The organism is Pseudomonas acericola (SeqCode) (assembly GCF_053456465.1).
The window spans coordinates 844,920-859,231 of record NZ_JBRFJB010000003.1; the positions used below are offsets into that span (position 1 = coordinate 844,920).

The 14,312-nt window shown below is 63.0% G+C and carries 18 protein-coding genes; 5 read left to right on the forward strand and 13 right to left on the reverse strand.

Annotated elements, in window-relative coordinates; all coding sequences use genetic code 11:
- Window positions 1–280: 280 nt before the first annotated feature.
- The 10 genes from ubiT to ACU688_RS15880 form a co-directional block, all read right to left on the reverse strand.
- Complete coding sequence (gene ubiT, locus ACU688_RS15835) at window positions 281–748, reverse strand: ubiquinone anaerobic biosynthesis accessory factor UbiT (RefSeq protein WP_448185509.1); 468 nt, start codon at window positions 746–748, stop codon at window positions 281–283.
- On the reverse strand, window positions 742–1,632 hold the full coding sequence (locus ACU688_RS15840; RefSeq protein WP_448185510.1) for a U32 family peptidase: 891 nt from the start codon (window positions 1,630–1,632) through the stop codon (window positions 742–744). The genes ubiT and ACU688_RS15840 overlap by 7 nt, the downstream gene beginning before the upstream one ends.
- Window positions 1,633–1,642: 10 nt before the next feature.
- Window positions 1,643–2,638, reverse strand: a complete 996-nt coding sequence (gene ubiU / locus ACU688_RS15845; RefSeq protein WP_448185511.1) for a ubiquinone anaerobic biosynthesis protein UbiU — start codon at window positions 2,636–2,638, stop codon at window positions 1,643–1,645.
- A gap of 9 nt (window positions 2,639–2,647) precedes the next feature.
- Window positions 2,648–3,874 carry a molybdopterin molybdotransferase MoeA gene (locus tag ACU688_RS15850; protein ID WP_448185512.1) on the reverse strand — a complete coding sequence of 409 codons (1,227 nt, stop codon included), beginning with the start codon at window positions 3,872–3,874 and terminating at the stop codon, window positions 2,648–2,650.
- Window positions 3,871–4,425: a molybdenum cofactor biosynthesis protein B gene (gene moaB / locus ACU688_RS15855; protein ID WP_124529835.1), complete on the reverse strand. Its 555-nt coding sequence runs from the start codon at window positions 4,423–4,425 to the stop codon at window positions 3,871–3,873. Before moaB ends, ACU688_RS15850 begins: the two co-directional genes overlap by 4 nt.
- A gap of 684 nt (window positions 4,426–5,109) precedes the next feature.
- Window positions 5,110–6,285 (reverse strand): NnrS family protein, encoded by a 1,176-nt coding sequence (locus ACU688_RS15860; RefSeq protein WP_448185513.1) that lies wholly within the window; start codon window positions 6,283–6,285, stop codon window positions 5,110–5,112.
- Window positions 6,286–6,325: 40 nt separating this feature from the next.
- On the reverse strand, window positions 6,326–6,769 hold the full coding sequence (locus tag ACU688_RS15865) for a CopD family copper resistance protein (protein ID WP_448185514.1): 444 nt from the start codon (window positions 6,767–6,769) through the stop codon (window positions 6,326–6,328).
- Window positions 6,770–6,859: 90 nt separating this feature from the next.
- Entirely contained in the window at window positions 6,860–8,176 is a 1,317-nt protein-coding gene (locus tag ACU688_RS15870; RefSeq protein WP_448185515.1) for an OprD family porin, read from the reverse strand.
- 162 nt (window positions 8,177–8,338) lie between these two features.
- Window positions 8,339–8,884: a putative natural product biosynthesis protein gene (locus tag ACU688_RS15875; protein WP_448185516.1), complete on the reverse strand. Its 546-nt coding sequence runs from the start codon at window positions 8,882–8,884 to the stop codon at window positions 8,339–8,341.
- Between the two features lie 62 nt (window positions 8,885–8,946).
- The gene (locus ACU688_RS15880; protein WP_448185517.1) at window positions 8,947–9,327 is read right to left on the reverse strand and encodes a DUF2946 domain-containing protein; all 381 of its coding nucleotides are present in this window, start codon (window positions 9,325–9,327) and stop codon (window positions 8,947–8,949) included.
- A 181-nt stretch (window positions 9,328–9,508) separates the two neighbouring features.
- Here ACU688_RS15880 and ACU688_RS15885 point away from each other — a divergent pair, with 181 nt between their 5' ends.
- A complete protein-coding gene (locus ACU688_RS15885; protein ID WP_016976099.1) occupies window positions 9,509–10,117 on the forward strand; it encodes an SCO family protein in 609 nt (202 codons plus the stop codon).
- Window positions 10,117–10,599, forward strand: coding sequence for a copper chaperone PCu(A)C (locus ACU688_RS15890; protein ID WP_448185518.1), 483 nt, complete (start codon window positions 10,117–10,119; stop codon window positions 10,597–10,599). The genes ACU688_RS15885 and ACU688_RS15890 overlap by 1 nt, the downstream gene beginning before the upstream one ends.
- A 3-nt stretch (window positions 10,600–10,602) precedes the next feature.
- Here the strand turns inward: ACU688_RS15890 and ACU688_RS15895 are convergent, their stop codons facing one another.
- Together ACU688_RS15895 and ACU688_RS15900 are read right to left on the reverse strand one after the other, a co-directional pair.
- A complete protein-coding gene (locus ACU688_RS15895) occupies window positions 10,603–10,932 on the reverse strand; it encodes a DHCW motif cupin fold protein (protein WP_448185519.1) in 330 nt (109 codons plus the stop codon).
- 467 nt (window positions 10,933–11,399) lie between these two features.
- Window positions 11,400–11,870: a GNAT family N-acetyltransferase gene (locus ACU688_RS15900; RefSeq protein WP_448185520.1), complete on the reverse strand. Its 471-nt coding sequence runs from the start codon at window positions 11,868–11,870 to the stop codon at window positions 11,400–11,402.
- 119 nt (window positions 11,871–11,989) lie between these two features.
- Between ACU688_RS15900 and ACU688_RS15905 the strand changes: the two genes are divergently transcribed.
- The 3 genes from ACU688_RS15905 (at window position 11,990) to ACU688_RS15915 (ending at window position 13,401) form a co-directional block, all read left to right on the forward strand.
- The gene (locus tag ACU688_RS15905) at window positions 11,990–12,370 is read left to right on the forward strand and encodes a hypothetical protein (RefSeq protein ID WP_448185521.1); all 381 of its coding nucleotides are present in this window, start codon (window positions 11,990–11,992) and stop codon (window positions 12,368–12,370) included.
- A gap of 83 nt (window positions 12,371–12,453) precedes the next feature.
- Window positions 12,454–12,945 (forward strand): GNAT family N-acetyltransferase, encoded by a 492-nt coding sequence (locus ACU688_RS15910; RefSeq protein ID WP_448185522.1) that lies wholly within the window; start codon window positions 12,454–12,456, stop codon window positions 12,943–12,945.
- A gap of 27 nt (window positions 12,946–12,972) precedes the next feature.
- Window positions 12,973–13,401, forward strand: a complete 429-nt coding sequence (locus ACU688_RS15915; protein WP_448185523.1) for a MerR family transcriptional regulator — start codon at window positions 12,973–12,975, stop codon at window positions 13,399–13,401.
- Here ACU688_RS15915 and ACU688_RS15920 read toward each other — a convergent pair.
- Window positions 13,319–14,299, reverse strand: a complete 981-nt coding sequence (locus tag ACU688_RS15920) for an NAD-dependent epimerase/dehydratase family protein (protein WP_448185524.1) — start codon at window positions 14,297–14,299, stop codon at window positions 13,319–13,321. The two genes, ACU688_RS15915 and ACU688_RS15920, sit on opposite strands and share 83 nt — an antisense overlap.
- Between the last annotated feature and the right edge of the window lie 13 nt (window positions 14,300–14,312).

The window sequence follows — 14,312 nt, forward strand, 5'->3', positions numbered from 1 at the left end:
CGCCGCGCTTTGGCTTTTGATCTTACTTGCCCCGTCAAACACGCTGGCCGAACGCAGGCTTGAATCCGTGGGTAACCCGGCAGGGCGCCGGGTTAGCCGTCCTGGGCCAAGGATGGCCCATGACGGCGGCCCACGGATTCAAGCCGGGCATGCCGAGCCTAGGCGAGGCACCGAGTGTTGGGGCAAGAGCCCTTTGGTTACTTTGGGGCTTTTCCAAAGTGACCCGCTGTAAGAGCGGAACCATAAGCCGCCGTTACCTAAATAACGGATATGTACACGGTCAAACACCAACCCCCCGCCCCGCAGCCTCCAACCCCCGCCACAACCACCCCGGCAACACATCCGAATCCAAACTATCAATCAAATTCTTAAGCCCCAACCCCAACTCCGTATCCCCCTCAATCACCAACCGCCGCCGAAAGAACAACGTATCCGGATCCTCCTGCCGACTGGCCAACAACAAAAACTCCCGCCAATTTCCACTAATCGTCACCTGCGCCTCAGCCCTGTCAGCAATACGCAACCCATCCCGCGCCAACGTCAGGTACCAACACAACCCCAAATCAGGAATCCGCAAACACATCCAACGCCCGCGCAGCAAATCGAAGCCCCCCTCGCGCAAAGGCTCAGCCAGACAACGATTAAGCCCCTGCTCCAAGGCCACACGCTGCACCGCAAACGGCACCCGCCGAACCAGCGGCAACAACCGGTCGGCCCCCTTGAGCAACCATTGCTTGCGACTCAACACAGCCCCACCTCCTCAACCCGCAACATACCCGCCTGACCATGCCAGTAGCCGTTGCAACCCTCGACAAACAACGGCGGCATCGCGCCCTGCCGCACCTGGTCGTACGCACGCACCACATCAGCCATGCCTTCCGCGCGCGGGCTCAGGCGCAACACATCGGCGCCACAAGCCACCAACCCGGGATAGTCGGCCAGCAAGTTGGTCACATCCGCCGACATCGTCTGAATCCCATTCAAGGTAAACAACGCCTGCCCTTCCTGGCTGGTCAAGGCCATGCCGTCCGGGTAGTTGATGCAGCAGAACTGGCAGTCGTCCTTGGGCCGGTTTTCGGCGCGGGCGGTGAAGCAGCGCGCCGAGTAGGCCAGGGGCAAATGCCCGTAGGCGAAGATCTCCACTTCCGGCACCGGCCTGCCCAATTCGCGCACCTGTTCCAGCACATCGGCGATCAAGCCTTGGGAGCATTCCACCGGCGGCACCCAGCGTTGCATACCCAAGTCGAGCAATTGCACCAGGGCGTGGCCGTTGTAGAGGTTTAGCGCCGGGCCGCCGACAAAGGGCAACTTGCGCTCCACCAGCAACTGCACTGCGCCCATGTCATTGGCTTCCACCAGCAACTCGCCGTTGTCGCACAGGCGGCGCAGGCGGGACAGTTCGGAGGCCGCCTCGATGAGCGTGAGGCTCGACAACACGATCTGCGCCGAACTGCACGTCTGCAACTCGCGGCCCAGGCCCAGCCACTGATCGAGGTTGAACACGCGGCGTTTCGAGCACACGGTTTCGCCCAGGTAGATAACGTCCAGGGGCAAGTCGGCCATGTCCGCGTAGAAGCGCCCGAGGTGTTCCTTGTCCCAATAAAACAGCACCGGTCCGAGGCTGAGTTTCATCTGTGTGTCCTCACTGCCATGCACGATGGTAAGCACCCAGGGTGGTCTGGCTGCCTTCGGAAAGCCCGACCAGCACCTGGCGCCATTGCTCCTTGACGACAAAGTTGGCCGGGCTGCTGCGGTGGACGTCGAGGGCGGCGCGCCAGACGCGGGTGACTTGCTCCACGTAGGCCGGGCTGCGTTGGCGACCTTCGATCTTCACCGCTTCGACACCGATGGCCGCCAGTTCCGGCAGCAGGTCGAGGGTGTCGAGGCTGGTGGGTTCCTCCAGCGCATGGAAGCGCTTGCCGCCCACCAGGAAGCGGCCCTTGCACAGGGTCGGGTAGCCGGCGGGTTCGTCCGGGGTGTAGCGGTCGATCAGCACTTCGCTCAAGCGCGCGCTGAGGCCGTCGGCGTCGTCGCTCCAGCGCACCGCCTTGGCCGGCGAGCACACGCCGCACAGGTTGGGCGATTCGCCGGTGATGTAGGAGGACAAGTGGCAGCGCCCTTCGGCCATGATGCACAGGCTGCCAAAGCCGAACACTTCGATGGGCACCGTGGCGCTGGCCGCCACCTGCTTGACCTGGGCCAGGGACAACACCCGGGGCAACACCGCGCGGCGGATGCCGTAGCGTTCGACGTAGAACTTCAACGCCGCCGCGTGGGTGGCCGAGCCCTGCACCGACAAGTGCAAGGCCATCTGCGGATGGCGCGCGGCGGCGTAGCCGAGTACGCCGGGGTCGCCGGCGATGAGTGCGTCCACGCCATGGTCGGCGGCGCGATCGACGGCGCGTTGCCAGCGCGGCCAGATCTTCGGTTGCGGGTAGGTGTTGACCGCCACGTAGAGCTTGCGCTGGTGCTGGCGGATATGGGCGACGGCGGCGTCGAACTGCTTGTCATCCATGTTCAGCCCGGCGAAGTGCCGGGCGTTGGTGTCATCGCGAAACCCCACGTACACCGCGTCGGCGCCTTGGCGCACAGCGGCTTTCAGCGCAGGCAAGTTACCTGCCGGGCAGACCAGTTGCATGGTGGCTCCTTATTGAAAATCGGCAAAAGACAGGAACGGCACCGCCGCGCCCTTGAGCACCTGCTGCCCGCGCTCGACGATCACCAGGCCGTCGGCCCAACAGGCGGCGACCAACATCGCCGAGCTTTGCTGCGGGTGCAGGATCGCGCGCAGTTGCCCATCGCTGCCGGGGCTCAAGCGCGCACGCAGGTATTGGCGGCGCGGGTTGGGCTTGAGCCATTCAAACGCCGCCGGCACGCTGGCCGGCACCGGCAACACCCGCTCCGCGCCCTGGGCGCGCAGCAGGAATGGGCGCACCACCACCAGCGCCGTGACCAGCGCGGCCGTCGGATTACCCGGCAGGCCAATCCACGGTTTGCCCGCCACCTGACCAAACGCCAGGGGCTTGCCAGGCTGGATCGCCAAGCGCCAGAACTCGACCTTGCCCAGTTCGCGGATCGCTTGTTTGAGGTGGTCCTCCTCCCCCACCGACACGCCGCCGGTGGTCAGCAGCAGGTCGCATTCCGAAGACGCCAGCGCCAACGCATCGCGACTCGCCGTGAGGGCGTCGGCCATCACGCCGTAGTCGTGCACCTCCACGCCCCAGCCGCGCAGCAGCGCCGCGATTAGGTAACGGTTGCTGTTGTAGATCTGCCCCGGTGCCAGCGACTCACCGGGTTCGCGCAATTCATCACCACTGCTGAGCAGGCACACCCGCAGCGGCCGATAGACCTTGACCCGGGGGATGCCCGCCGCCGCCAACAGGCCGATTTCCTGGGCGCGCAGGCGCTTGCCGGCGCTCAACACTTGTTGCCCACGTTGCAGCTCTTCGCCGCGCTTGCGCACGTGGTCCCCCAGGCGTATCGGCGGGCACCAGATGCGCTGGCCATACACGCGGCAACGTTCCTGGGCGACCACGCTGTCGGCGCCCGGTGGCAACGGCGCACCGGTAAAAATGCGCACCGCTTGCCCGGCCTGCAACGGCACATCACTGCTGTGCCCGGCGGCGACGCGCCCGGCGACTTCCAGGTAACCGCCCTGCTCCGGCACGTCAAACGCGCGCAGGGCGTAGCCGTCCATGGCGCTGTTGTCCCAGCCCGGCAAGTCGAGGGGCGAAAACACCTCTTCGGCGACCACCCGCCCGAGGGCCTGGGCCAAGGCAATCACCTCGGTGGGCGGTGGTGGCGGCGCCTGCGCGAGCAATTGCTCGATGGCGTCCTCCACCGGCAGCAGGTCGCCGCTGTCACACACGTTCATGAGCGTGACTCACAGGCACTGAGCGCTTGATCGAGCTGCGGCTTGAGGTGCGGCGCGAAATTGCACGGGCCGGTGCGGCTGTCCAGTTGGCCGCAGAGAATCTTGTCCCAGGCCGTGCGGCACGCCCCTGGCGAACCGGGCATGCAGCACACCAGCACACCGTTGCTGAAGCCGGCCAGGGCACGGGATTGCAGGGTCGACATGCCGATTTCGGCCAGGGACACCTGACGGAACAACTCGCCGAAGCCGTCCACTTGCTTGTCCAGCAGCGGCAGTACGGCTTGGGGGGTGTTGTCGCGCGCGGTGAAGCCGGTGCCGCCGGTCATCAGCACCACTTGCACCTGGGGGTCGGCGATCCACTGCGAAACCCGGGCGCGGATCTGGTAGATGTCGTCCATCACGATGCCGCGGTCGATGAGCATATGGCCGGCGGTTTGCAGGCGGTCCACCAGGGTGTCGCCGGAGGTGTCGGTGTCGTAGGTGCGGGTGTCGCTGATGGTCAGGACGGCGATGTTCAGGGAGACGAAGTTTTGTTGGGTCAGGTGGGCCATGGTCCGGGCTCCAAGCGTTGGAAAGATGGGGGCAGCCTGCGCCGCATTGGGCGTAGGGCCTATTCCTCGGAGGAGGTATGCCGTTGGGGGCGTGGTCCTTCAGGGCGGTTGGCACAGTGTGGGAACTGGTTGGGTGGGGGCTGTTGATCGTGGTCAAGGGTTGGGTGTGGCATGGGGTCGCATGGAATGGTCGGGGCTGCCCAGGGAGATGCTTTTCTGTGGGAGCTGGCTTGCCTGCGATGGCATCAACTGGGTTTGCCTGATGTACCGAGGTGTCTGCATCGCAGGCAAGCCAGCTCCCACAGTTGCCGGTTCCCACAGCTAAATGGTGAACGACAGGACAAATACCGGTCGGCTCTAAGGCCGCCGCGCTCTGGCTTTTGATCTTGCTTGCCCCGTCAAACACGCTGGCCGAACGCAGGCTTGAATCCGTGGGCAACCCGGCAGGACGCCGGGTTAGCCGCCCTGCGCCATGGATGGCGCATGGCGGCGGCCCACGGATTCAAGCCGGAGTGGGCATGCCGAGCCTAAGCGAGGCACCGAGTGTTGGGGCAAGAGCCCTTTGGTTACTTTGGGGCTTTTCCAAAGTGACCCGCTGTAAGAGCGGAACCATAAGTGGCCGTTACCTAAATAACGGATATGTACACAGACAGACCGCCATCGCAGGCAAGCCAGCTCCCACACTTACCCCGGATGCCCATCCACCCGCGCCCGCCACAACATCGGCCCGTACCGCCATAGGTACACCCCCAACCCAACACACCAACACACCCCCGCCACCCACAACCCCACCACGGGCCAAACCACCACCAAAAACACCCGACACACACACGCCAAATTCAGCAAGACAAAACCCACCCCCATCCCCCGCGGCAACTGCAACGGCCGCCCCGTATGCCCAAGGCTCACCCGCGCAACCATCGCCAAAATCAGCCCCCCCATCCCCCCCACAGTCAACGCATGCACCGCCAAACTGGGATTCAACGACACCCCAAAATGCCACAGCGCCATCCCCAGGCACGCCAGCGCCAGCCAGGCATAGGCCAAGTGCAATGACCACAAAAGCGGCACCCGCCACAGCCCACGATCATGCCAGCGCACCAATCGCAACAAGTGCCCCAACCCCAGCACGGCGAACAACGCACCAAGCCACAGGCCAGGAAGCAGTGCCACTCCACTGACGTAACCCAGCGCAACCAGGACCGACCCACCCAGCAACAGATAATCCAACCACGGCCAAGGCTTGACCGCCTCGACCCGCCCCAAACCCCGCTGGGTAAAAAACGGAATCACCCGCCCACCAATCAGCCCCATCATCGCCGCCACCAGCCACAACCCCGCCAGCACCGCCTGGCGTTGCAGGCTCGCATCCGCCAACGACACCCCATCCACCACCGCCAACAGCACCAACACCAGCACAATCGGGTAGTTGCGCGTCTGCCGGACCTTCCACAGCGTCCAGCCCATCACCCCGGCCACGGCCAAAGGAAAGCTCAGTTCCACCAACGCCAGCAACGGCCACGGCACGTTCAGCAACCAGCCCAAGCGCGCCGCCAACCACAACGCCACCAGCGCGGCCAAGGGCGCACCGCTGAGCCCGGGTCGCCCGGTCCACGTCTGCACCGCCGTCAGCAGGAAGCCGGCAATGACCGCCAAGCCAAAACCAAACAGCAGCTCATGCCGATGCCAAGCCAGCCAGCCGCCGGCCGGTTGCCAAGCGCCGGTCATGCCGCCCAGCGCCAACAGCCATAAGGGAATCGCCAGCGCCGCGAACAGGCACGCACCGAGGAAAAATGGCCGGAAGGCCAGGCGAAACAACGGAGAAATCGACAAGGCCTTGCGCCGATCCAGTACTTGCATGTTGCGGCTCCTCAACTCATTTTTGCGGCGATCAAGGGCGTTACCAGGTGAGGTAAAACATGCCCTTGGCCAACAACACGATCACGACCATATGCCCGAACAGACTCAAGTGAACACCCCGCAGGTAACGCGCGCTGGCACGCCCCCGACGCATGCGCAGCACCGTCAGCAGAAAGTGCAGCAACACGCTGGCGGCGAGGATCAACTTGAAGGTCAGCAAGGTGCCGAAAGAGGTGGCGAATGGCGCTGCAAGCACCGGCCGATAACGCAACCAGACCATGCCGATGCCGGCCCCGAACAGCACCAGCAACACCCACGGCATCAGCACCCGCGCGCGTTGGCCGATGCCTTGCTCGACACGCACCATCACCCGCGCTGGCAATCGCCGATGCAGGTCACTGAGGATCAGCACCTCGAAAAACACCGTGCCGATAAAGATCAGGGCGGCGAACAAATGGGCCAGGAGAAACAGCAGATAGAGCATGGTGGCCTCGCAGGTGCGCCGGGCCTGCAGTGTGGCGCGGTGGGCGCGTCCAGACCTTGATGCCGGTCAAGCCGGGCGCACCTCCAGGCGTTACAGCAACGGGATGCTGTAGCTGACGATCAGCCGCGTTTCGTCCTTGTCCGCCGTGTCGTTGCCGCGCAATACCGCGCTGCGCCAGGTCAGGCCCAGGCCTTTGAAGGTGCCGGTGGGGATCACGTAATCCACGCGCAGGTCACGCTCCCATTCACTGTTGTCACGGCTTGCCGTGCGGATGTGGCTGCCATGGATATAGGTGACGCTGGAGCGCAGGCCCGGTACGCCGAGGCCGGCAAAGTCATAGGCATAGCTGCCGACGGTGGCCTGTTCGCCGGCATTGACGAATTTCAGCGACTGCGAGTTGGTGATCAGGTACAGCGAGCGACCCTGGCCTTGGTTGATATGGGGGAAATCGCTTTCGCCTGTCGTTTTCTGGTAGCCGAGGCTGACCGAATGCCCGCTCAAGGCATAGGTAAACAGCGCGCTCCACAGGCGGTTATCGACCTTGCCAGTATTGACGCCGGGGCCGTAGTAACCCGCGCTGACGTAGCCTTCATCGCGCCCGGCAGCGCTGGCGTTCTTGCCATCGGCGGTGCTGTAGAAGTAGCGCAGGTCACTTTTGAACTGGCCCACCGGCAGCTGCCAGTTGTGCACCAGGCCGAGGAAGTGCTGCTGGTAGAAGTTCTCCAGGTTGGCGTAGTAGTACTGCACTTGCAGTTGCTTGCTGACCGTATAGTCCACGCCGCCGTAGTAGAACTGGTTGCTCGCCTTGCCCTTGATCGGGTCGTTGGCGCCGGCAATCGACATCCCCTGGCCGTTGCTGGAGTTGCGGTCGACGACCTGCTCCAGCTTGCCGGCGATCAGGTTGAAGTCCTTGAAGTCTTTGGAGTCGAGTTGGTAACCGCGAAAGGTCTGGGGCAGCAGGCGGCCGTCTTCGGTGGTCAGCACCGGCAGCTTGGGTTGCAGGTTGCCGACTTTCAGTTGGGTCTGCGCGATGCGCATCTTGCCGGTGACGCCGGTCTTGCTGAAGTCGTGGGCGGCCTTGCCGTCGTCCAGCGGGAAGACGCTGCCGGGGGTGTTGTCGGCACCGGCCTTGCCGGCGCGGCCGGAGGCGTCCAGGCGCACGCCGACCATTTGCTGCAAGTCCAGGCCGAAACCGACGGGGCCTTCGGTGAAGCCGGACTGGTAGTTGAACATGAACGCCTGGCCCCACTCCTTGTCCGACGCGGCCCGGGCGTTGCGGGTGTCCTGGTTGTAGTAGAAGTTGCGCAGGTCGAGGCTGGCTTTGCTGTCGTCGATAAAACCGGACGCAGCAACGTGTTGCGCGGCCCCCAGGGAAACGGCGAGGGCCAGGCAAGTCTTGTGATTCATGAAGGCTCCGTAAAATAAATGAGGCGATCCCGTCGCAGCCCAGCCCTGTTCTTTACCAGTCGGGTGGTGCTGCATTTAACGGGAGCGCGCACGGTATAGCCTCGGCCGCGCGGGAAACAGCCGGGGAAACCGTCATTCACTTTTACCGGTTGCGTAACAATCTCAGGGCATTGAATGCCAACGGCTGAACGCTCCCTGCGCGTTGAGCGGGCACCAGGCGAAGTCCCATTCGGTGCCTGGCAAGGCCTGGTGTTCGACGTCCGAGCGGGGCGCGTCCTTCCAGTCGAACACAGTTGTGCCTTGCCAAATCAGGACCACGCCACTGGCCTGGCTGGTGTCGGCATTGATCCAGCACGCCGCCGCAGCCGCCATGAAGGCTTCGATCGGCTCATCGTCAATCTGCGTGCGATACGGCGAGCCCAGCAGCCAACGGCAGACGTTGACGTGGTAGGTCCAGTCCAACGGTGGCCGGTGGCGATAGGCCCAGGTCATGAAGCTGCGGAACAGGTTCAAGCCCTCGGGCGGGTCGAGTTTGAGCAGCGCTGGGCAGATGTCGAACAAGGTGTGCCAATGGGGCAACAGGCGTGCATCGAGGTGCACGAAGCAACGGGAATTGCTCGGGTAGTCGGGCAGCGCCGGCTCCAGGCGCAGGCGCCGGGACGCCTTGCTGACCAGGCGGCTGGTGCCGGCAGGCAATAGAGGGTTCATGAAACGCACTCACAGTCGTGACGATAGAACGCCGCCTGCTCACAGGCGGCCCAAGGCACACGTCAGATTGCGGGGGAAGCGCGGGGGTTGGCCGAGGGCCAGGAATAGCGCGGCGGAGCCTTGTTGCGCCGTTCATGGCCCGGGCGCGGGGTTTGCCCCAGGCCCAACAGCCAGGCCAAACCGATCAGAAACACCAGGGCGACGGTCAGCGCGTTGCACACCGGGCAAGCAAAGTAGTTCGAGATGTTGCTGGAAGCCGGGCTACCCAACCCTTTGTCGGAAATCGGCTGGTTGCCTTCCACCGAACAGAACTGCCCGCCGACGCCGTTGAGCTCCAGGCCCATCATCTGCCCATGGCCCAAACCGCACACGAACAGGTTCATCAGCACGCAGAAGTACAGGGTCCAGGCGATCAGCGAGCGGTCGGGAGGGCGCAATTTCATGGCGGCGACTCTACCACCACAGGCGCACCGAGATGAAGCACGGCGCGCCCCTGTGGCAGAACGTCGCACATTACGCGGGCGGGCCTGGGTTGGTAGACTTGGCGCCCTCCTCCTTTACTCCTTTTCAAAGCCTGATGTGTAGATCCAGAGCAATGCAGGCGTTTCACAGGATGCGCAGTTGATGAGTACGTTATTCACCCGCCGCAAAGTGCTGACCGGCATGGGCCTGTTGGGCCTGGGCAGCCTGCTGGGCGGCTGTGACTACAGCCCCAAGCTGAACTTCAAGTACGGCAAGGACCTCAGTGACAAGATCATGGGCCGCACCTTCAAGCTCAAGAACACCGACGGTGAGACCGTCACCCTGAGCTCGTTCCGTGGCCTGATGCCGGTGGTGTTCTTCGGTTTCACCCAGTGCCCGGCCGTGTGCCCGACCACCCTGGCCCGCGCGGCCCAGGCCAAGAAGCTGATGGGCCGCGACGGCGAGATCATGCAAGTGGTGTTCATCACCCTCGACCCCGAGCGCGACACCCCCGAGATTCTCGACAAGTACGTCAAGGCCTTCGATCCCAGCTTCGAAGCGCTGTACGGCACCCCGGAAGAAATCGCCGTGGCCGCCAAGGAGTTCGGGATCTTTTATGAAAAAATCCCCGCCGGCGACACCTACACCCTATCCCACACCGCCACCAGTTTTGTCTTCGACACCCGTGGCAACCTGCGCCTGGGGCTGCAGGCATCCCTTACCGCTAAAGAGTGCGCAGAAGACCTGCTCACCGTCATGGAGGTCTGCTAATGACTGCCGTTCAACACCTCAAGCGCCTGACATTCGGCCTCACCCTGCTGACCCTCGCCGCCCACGCCAGCGCCCAGGTGCAAGTGACCGACGCCTGGGTGCGCGCCACCGTACCGGGCCAGCCATCGAGCGGCGCGTTCATGACCGTCACCGCCGACAGCGACAGCAAGCTGCTGAGCGTGGCCTCGCCTGCGGCCAAGGACGTGCAGATCCATGAGATGAGCATGAAGGACGACGTGATGCACATGGGCCCAGTGGACTCGGTGGCGCTGCCGGCCGGCAAGGCCGTCACCCTCGACCCCAACGGTTACCACGTGATGCTGATGGGCCTGACCGGGCAGATCAAGGAAGGCGACCACGTGCCGCTGACCCTGACCGTCGAGAACGCCAAGGGCGAGAAACAGACGATCGAAGTCAAGGCCCCGGCCCGTGGCCTGGATGGCATGGACCACAGCAAGATGGACCACAGCAAGATGCACTAAGGGTTAGTCGACGATAAACAGCTTCGCCCCGCCGGCAGTGAATGAACGGTGCGCCTCCATGTCGTTGCCTACCTGATAACTCATCCCGGCCGTCAGTGTGAACTGGCGGCCGTCTTCCAACTCCGTGTGCAGCTCGCCTTCCAGGCACAGCAGAACATGCCCGCGCTTGCACCAGTGATCCGCCAGGTAGCCTGCGGTGTACTCCACCCTGCGCACACGGGTGGTGCCGAAATGGCAGGTGCGCCACACAGCGCTGCCGGTTTCGCCGGGATAGGTAACAGGCTCGATGGTTGACCAGTCGGTGGTGCCAAAGGGTACGGCGGTAAGGTCCATGGGAAGCTCGGTCGTCAGTTAACGTGACGCAAGGCTAACGAGCACAAGGCTCGGTCGATAGACACAGATCCTGGGCTTTTGGGGGATACAGAACTACTGCGGTTCAACTGACAGACCGCGGCGCCTGCATCGCAGGCAAGCCAGCTCCCACACAAGCCAGCGCCACACATTTTGATCTGTGAACACCGTAAAAATGTGGGAGCTGGCTTGCCTGCGAAAGCGCTGGCTCAGGCAACATCTCTGCCAGCAGTGCCGCCGCCTTCGCAGCCTCGCTAAAGCTCGACAGCTCCCACAGGGGGTAGCGGTGTCAGTGAGATCTGTGAGCTGAGCACTGCCTGCCCTATCAACACTGCTCAAAATGTGGGAGCTGGCTTGCCTGCGAAAGCGCTGGGTCAGGCAACATCTCTGCCAGCAGTGCCGCCGCCTTCGCAGCCTCGCTAAAGCTCGACAGCCCATAAACTGTACGCTCAACACACCAACCGCTTGGTCATGGGGATACACGCCAGCACCAATCCCGACGGCGAATGGTAAACCGCCTGCTCATCCCCCACGTATCCACACGCCCGATAGAAACTCGCGGCATTCAACGTCGCATCCAGCACCACCGTTTCAATCGCCCGTTGCCGCGCCAGGTTTTCCAGGTGATCGAGCATGGCCTTGGCATACCCGCGCCCGGTGAACTCAGGCAGCACAAACAGCGCCCCGACTTCATTGTTGTCGAGATCAAGCATTCCAGTGACGACCGGTTCGCCCTGTACCCACCCCAAATAAAACGGCTTGGCCATCAGCGCGCTGTAACCATCTGCGGCGGTGCCACGTGTCCAGGCCATCATCTGCTCACGCGTGTAAGCACCGATGCACTGGCTGCGAATGGCCAACAGGCGAATATCGAACGCCGCCTGGGCGTCCTCCGGGGTTGCGGGTTTTATTTGCAGCATTTCAGCCTCCATGGCTTAACAGTTGGACACACACGACCCTCTTTCGGCGGGAACCCCTTACTGGGTGCTCACCACAACGTGAAGCATCCAATACGGACGTCAAACCGAGGGTATTTACTATGCAAGGCATTCAATCTTCCTACGCACCGCAGACGCTTCAGGCCGCACCGGAAGCGTCGAGTCGGAGCATCGGCGCCAACCGCCACGACACAGGCATTCAATTCACGGTGAAAATTGAGGACTACCCTCAAACGATGCAGATTTTCAACGACCTCGCCAGGTCAAAAAACATCGAGGTCAAGCAAGAGTCTGACGTGTACGACTACAACGATTACGGCGGTGGCGATGGACTGTACAACACGATCCAGTTCAGCTTTAAACCCAACAACAAAGATGGCACCTACAGCCCAGCGTTGCAGATGAGGATCAGCGATTTTCACCGAGAGTTCCAGGAACAACTGCGTAAGGCCGGCGTCAGGAACTACGCGCCAGAGGAGTAAGCCCCCCTTCAAGGGCACTGCAATGGAGCTGGGGGCGATATTTATCTATGATGTCGCCTTTCGCTTTGTCCCCAGGAACGCCCATGCCCACCCTCACCTTGCGCAACGCCCTGCCCTCTGACGCCGCCCGCTGCTTTGCCATCGAAACCAGCGCCTACGAAGGCGACGAAGCCGCGACCCTGGAAAAGATCGCCACGCGCATCCGGCTGTACCCAGAAGGTTTTCTGATCCTGGAAGCCGATGGCGAGGTGGTGGGCTTCATCAACTGCGGCTGCGCCCACGAAGTGGTGATGTCGGACGAGGCGTTCAAGGAACTGGTGGGGCATTCGGCCGAGGCGCCGAATGTGGTGATCATGTCGGTGGTGGTTGACCCGGCGCACCAGGGCAAGGGGTATTCCACAACGCTGATGAACGCGTTTGTGCAGCGCATGCGCGACATGGGCAAGCAGACCATTCACTTGATGTGCAAAGACCGCCACGTGGAGCTGTACACACGCATGGGCTATCGCTACGTGCAGCCGTCAGCCTCGGATCACGGCGGGATGGCGTGGCATGAGATGGTCATGGACCTCTGATCTACCACCCGGTAAAGGACTACCTCGATGTTCATCGGACGCCTCGCCCAACTCACCGGCTGCACGCCTAAAGCTATCCGGCTATACGAGCAAATGGGGTTGATCAACGAACCCCAGCGCAGCGGCCGCTACCGCGTGTACAACCCGCACCATGTGCAAATGGTGCAGCTGATCCGCAAGGCACAGATGGCGGGTTTCAAGCTCGCCGAGATGGGCCCGTTGATCGCCGCGAAAAATGCGCTACGTGCCTTTCCATTGGACTTGGCCAACGCTGCCGTCGATGCCAAACGCCTGGATGTGCAAGCCAGAATCCGCGAGTTGCAAGCGTTGGACGTCCACCTCGCCGGGCTCAAATGCCAGATGAATGAGCTGTTCACGTCTCGTACGGCTGACCCCCTCGCCTGTCCAGATACGCAAACGCCTCGCGCAATGCCTGTTGCGGCGGGCGCGGATTAAAGCCCAGCTCGGCCTTGGCTTTATCGATGTTGTATTCCTGACGCACGCCATGGAACAGCCGCACCTGGCTGCACATCAGTTGGGCAGGCTGGCCAGTCAGCCGGGCCCAGCGCTCTTGCAGCCAGGCGATGGCCAGCAGCAAGCGGCGCGGCGCCCGTGGCGGTGCTCGCACACCCAATACGTCGGCCAGTTCAGCCAGCGATGACGAGCGCTCATTGGCGAGGATATAGCGCTGGCCTGCACGGCCCTTCTGCGCGGCGAGCAGCATGCCTTTGGCGACATCGCGCACATCGACAAAATTGAAGTGAAACCCTGGGTCCAGCGGCACCTTGCGCTCCTTCACCGCCTGCAAAAAGCCCAGGGTGTCGGTCAAGCGCGCGGCATTGGGGCCGATCATCGCCGAGGGCAATACCGCGACCATCCACAAGCCCAAGGCATTCGCGGTGTGCCAAGCGAGCCGTTCGCTGAGGAGTTTCGAACGGTAGTAGGCATTTTCAGATTCCTCGCACCAATGGCTTTCATCCAGCGCACTGCCGTCATGCCCCACTGCCGCCACGGAGCTGACGTACACCACGCGCTTCACCCCCGCACGGCTCGCGGCCTGCAACACACACCGCGTGCCCTGCACATTGGGCTGGACGATCTCGGCCTCGGGGTTCTTCGCCCAGTGCTTGAACACCGCCGCCACCTGAAACAACACCTCCACGCCATCGAGGGCCTTGAGCAGTGCGGCACCATCCAGCAGCTCGGCGTAGACCACCTCACACGCGAGCCCCGCGAACGCAGCCTGCTGATGTATATCGCGCACACCGGCACGCACGGTGTGGCCTTGCCTGAGCAATTCCCTGACCAGCGTATTGCCCAGGTGCCCATTGGCCCCCGTCACCAGACACAGCATGTCTATCGTCCTT